This is a genomic window from Mesorhizobium sp. M7A.F.Ca.CA.004.06.1.1 (assembly GCF_003999135.1).
In the GTDB taxonomy this organism is placed as follows: domain Bacteria; phylum Pseudomonadota; class Alphaproteobacteria; order Rhizobiales; family Rhizobiaceae; genus Mesorhizobium.
In genome coordinates this window covers 1-4,307 of the sequence record NZ_RZPQ01000512.1, presented here as the reverse complement: position 1 = coordinate 4,307, position 4,307 = coordinate 1, and the positions used below count along the sequence as shown (strand labels likewise).

The 4,307-nt window shown below is 63.1% G+C and carries 2 protein-coding genes and 1 pseudogene; 2 read left to right on the top strand and 1 reads right to left on the bottom strand.

What is annotated here, in order from left to right; all coding sequences use genetic code 11:
• Positions 1–489: 489 nt before the first annotated feature.
• The gene (locus tag EN906_RS24590; protein ID WP_127269328.1) at positions 490–1,518 is read right to left on the bottom strand and encodes a CapA family protein; all 1,029 of its coding nucleotides are present in this window, start codon (positions 1,516–1,518) and stop codon (positions 490–492) included.
• 107 nt (positions 1,519–1,625) lie between these two features.
• Between EN906_RS24590 and EN906_RS24585 the strand changes: the two genes are divergently transcribed.
• A complete protein-coding gene (locus tag EN906_RS24585; protein ID WP_127269327.1) occupies positions 1,626–2,891 on the top strand; it encodes a hypothetical protein in 1,266 nt (421 codons plus the stop codon).
• A 436-nt stretch (positions 2,892–3,327) separates the two neighbouring features.
• A pseudogene (locus EN906_RS24580) lies at positions 3,328–4,307 on the top strand (hypothetical protein); the annotation flags it as partial.

Genomic DNA, 4,307 nt, shown 5'->3' with positions numbered 1-4,307 from the left:
ACCAGCACCACGGCCACCAGCACCAGCCCCACGAACACCGGCACCCGCCAGCGCACTTGCCGGACCGCCGAGGCCCTCGCCGCTTCATAGGCCTCTATGTCTTTCCGGATGCCGGCGATGACCGTTTCGCTCGGCATGAAATCCGCTGTTTCCACCGCTACCCCCGCAAGCCTCGACAAATTCATGATAGCTGGTTTTGTTCGATGTATCGACTGCAGTGCCTCTTCAACAAATGTCCACGCCTGATTACCACGTGGTTCCCCCAATCCGTCGCTGCTTCGCAGCGCCACCTTTCCCCCTCCGGAGGGAAAGGAAAGGAGCGTTGCTGGACGAGCGCTGACGGCAAAAGCTTGGCGCCTTTCCTCTACCCCGTCGATCGGGGGAGAGGTGGATCGGCGAAGCCGAGACGGAGTGGGGGTCGACCAGCGCCGCAAAAGACAATGCATGCGCCAGCCTGGACCCATAGGCAACGTCTCGTCGCTTGCAGCACTAAGGAAAGACCGCTTTCAGTCGCCCCTCGACCTTGTCACGCACTCGGCCCTCCAATGCCTCCACCACCACCAGCCGCTCACGGTCGCCGGCGCGCAGGCGCATGAAGGGATGCATTTGGTAAGATGCGATCGTGCCGCACGTACCGGCATCGGCACTGACTTCGACAATGAGGATAGAACCGATGCGACCGGGCCATGGCTGGCGGGCGAAGGCGGTGCCGAGGAAATCGCCGAGCCCATAAGCGACCACCGTCTTGTGGATCCTTTCCACCGGCTGCACGACATGGGCGTGATGGCCGGCGATCAGTCCGACGCCCTGCCCGGCCAGCCGCCTGGCCAGAACTCGCGTCTCGGCACGCGGAAAATGCCGGAACTCCCAGTCCCAATGCGGCACGGCGCAGAGAAGATCCAAGCCAGCGCGCGGCCAGCCCGCCGAATCGCTGTCCATCGAAACGCGCCCCGCAAACAGTTTTTCATCGGCGTTGCGCCACAGCGTGAAGGCGGCAAAGCCTACATTGAGCGATCCAACCTGCACCGGCACAACCGGACCGTCGGCGGCCAGGCCGATCGTGCGGATGCCGAGCCGCAGCAACGCCGCGACCGTCTCGTCGAAACCGGCGACGCCCTGATCGAGCACATGGTTGTTGGCCAGCGACAGCACGAGCCTTTCTCGCGCAATACCAACCGCCGCCAGCGCCTCGGCCAGAAACAACTCGCTCATCGCATGATGCGTGCCGAGCCTTGTGCCCAGCGCCGCGCTTGGTCTATCCACCACAGGGCTTTCGCAATTGCCGATCACCAGATCGGCGCCGCCAAGCAGTGCCTTGATCGCCGGATCGCAGTCCGGCGCACCGCGATTGGCCACCGCCGAGATGTCGCCGACGAACGCCAGCCGCATTGTCTGCCTTGGCGCTGAATCGATCAGCGTTTCCGCCATGGGCGAAAAGTCTTGCGCGTCGCCGGCCAGCGATGGCTTGAGGAAACGCGGCAGCCAGGACAGCTTGTAGGAAAGCGGATAGTTCGACACGCGATGCCCAATTGTTTGCCCTGTGTAAACCGTCCTCGCGGCGGGTTGAAGCGCAGCGTTGCAAATGGTGTATATCTGCGCGGCGCGACAAATATTGGGGGGAAAAGATGACACGACTGGCAGGCCTGCTGACATCCGCTTTCATTTTGCTCCTGCCGCTGTCTTCCGCGTCGGCGGCAATGCCCGAAGCGGCTACCCGACTGTTCGAGGCGAAGAGCGTGGCCGCGCGCGACACTGCCCTGTCGGTACTTGAGGCCGCCGCGCCAAAAGACCCGGCATCCGCCTATGCGGCCGGGGCGGGCGAGTTCTTCACCGCACTGGAGATCCTGGCCACCGGCCTGCACCGTCATGGTTTCGAAAGCCCGCAATCCTTCATGCTGCCGCTGATGCGGTTGCCGGTGCCCGATAATCCCAATCCCGAGCCGCTGACTTACGAGCAGTTCCGCGCCATCCTGGTCGGGTTCCGCGACCGGCTGGAGAAATCCGCCGCCACGTTTGCGTCGGTGCCGCCCGATGCCGATATCGGCATGGTCATCGATCTCACCCGCGCGGGCATCGACCTCAACGAGGACGGCACCATCGCGCCGGACGAGAGCATGGCGGCGATCATTGCCGGGTTGTCACGCGGCGGCATTACATCGGACGATGCCGTTCCCACGCTCACCTTCCGTTTCGACCGCGCCGACGGATACTGGCTGCAGGGCTATGCCGAGTTCCTGATGGCGCAGGCCGATTTCTGGCTTGCGCATGATTTCAGGAGCACCTTCGACGGCTCGTTCCACATGCTGTTCCCGCGCGCCAAGCTGCCGTTGCAGGATATTCTGGTGCCGCCGGCCGGCGACATGGGCTCGAGCATCTTCTCCTCGGAATGGCGCATCGCCGATTTCATCTCGATGGTGCATCTCATCAACTGGCCGGTGATCGAGCCGGAGCGCCGTCAAGCAGCGCGCCGCCATTTGCTGGAAATGATCCGGCTGTCGCGCGAGGACTGGAAGGCGATCCGCGCCGAGACCGACAATGACCGCGAATGGCTGCCTGGCCCGCAGCAGAAGGGCGAGAACCCGCTCACCGGCCTCGAAGTCGGCGAGGAGCAGGTTCAGGCCTGGCTCGCCGCCCTGACCATGGCCGAGGATCTCCTGGAAGGCCGCAAGCTGCTGCCGCATTTCCGCGTCACCGCCGGCACAGGCCTAGGAATCAACATGAAGCGCTTCTTCGATGACCCGAAAAACTTCGATCTGGTGCTGTCGATCACCGGCCCGGCCATCGCGCCCTACCTCGAAAGCGGCGAACTCGTGACCAGCGACGATTTCGACCAGATCCAGCGCCAGTTCGGCGGCGGCGGGTTTTTGACGTTTGCGCTCTGGTTCAACTGAGGACGGGCTGCTTCAGGCCCTTCCGCAGGGGAAATCTTGGCAAGACCGGCAACATTTTTACTGGAAGCAGGCGCCTTTCCCAGGCGATGTCTGCTGGCAGTCACCTCACTGCAGATGCCGCGCCAACGCGCTTCGCAAAAATTAGCAGCGGCTGTTTTGCTTGACTCGGCCGCCAAAAACAGGCAGCAAAACCAGGTCGGAAGGGCGACAACACCACTTTCCTGGCCGTGGACGAAGCCAAATTTGGCCCAAATCCACATCTCGTCGTTGGTTTTGAGAGGAATTGATTAACCAACTTTGTCCATATTTTGAAGCAATCGGCAACCAACTACAGACGCGGCAAACGCGTCGGGGACCACCTGGGATCACTCACAGAATGGTCGTCGCGGCTCTCAAGGCCGCGTACGGGGAAACCGGTTGAAGCGAGATTGGTTGCATGGCGTTGTTGAGTACACACAAAAAAAACCGGGGACAGCGTGAGGGCGGCGAGTTCGTCGATGCTCCGCGTTCCTCTTCCTTCAACGCTGGCCGGGTGGCCCGCTGGGTCGCGCTGCCTTGCGTCAGCACCGCCATCGGCCTTTGGTTGATCGGCACCATGGCCGGCCTCAGTTCCGTCGGCGCCTCGCTGTCGGCGACTTCGGTTGGCCTGCCCCAGACGCTGTCCATGCCGGGATCGCTCGCACTTACCGATCCGCTGAAACAGCACTTCTTGAAAGCACCCTTCGTGCTGGCCAATGCCAATGGCGGCACTCAGGCTCTGCATGATCATTCGGTGCAGTGCGGCGCCAGCTGTTTCAAGCTGGCCAGGGTAAGCTCGCAGGCGGAAAAATCCGAACGCCTTGTAGCGCAGGCAAAGCCGATGCCTGCCCTTGCGAAGTCGAAGGCGCAGGAGCGCTTCGAACGCATGGAAGCGTCGCTTTCGCCGATGAAGCTGGCCGCTGCCTTTGCCGACGCCGGAAAACCTGCCGCCACTGCCAACACGCGCCCGGTGATCTCCACCGTCGCACCGCGAATTGCCGAGGCGTCGCTAGTGCCGTCCGTCCAGGTCACGGCCAGCCTGTCCGATAACATGCCAGTTCCGGCAGCCGAACGTTTCGCCCGGCTGGATACCGGTTCGGTGGTCGTGCAGATCGCACCGCAGCCGATGGGCTTTGCCCAATCCGATACGCCAGACAATTCGCAGTTGGCCCTTGCCCTCGTGCGGTCGCTGCCGGTCGACGCCGAGGCGTTTGCCTCACCGCTGCCGATCGAGGAATCGTCAGCCGATATCGCGGTTTCGCCCGTCGAAACCCAGCAGGAGCAACCCGGCGATGCCGCCTCGCTGCCGGACGCGCTGACCGACGACGGGCCGTTGCCGACCCGCCGCCCGCAATTCGACCCGCCGCAGCCCAAAATCGTGCAGCAGCAGCCTAAGCC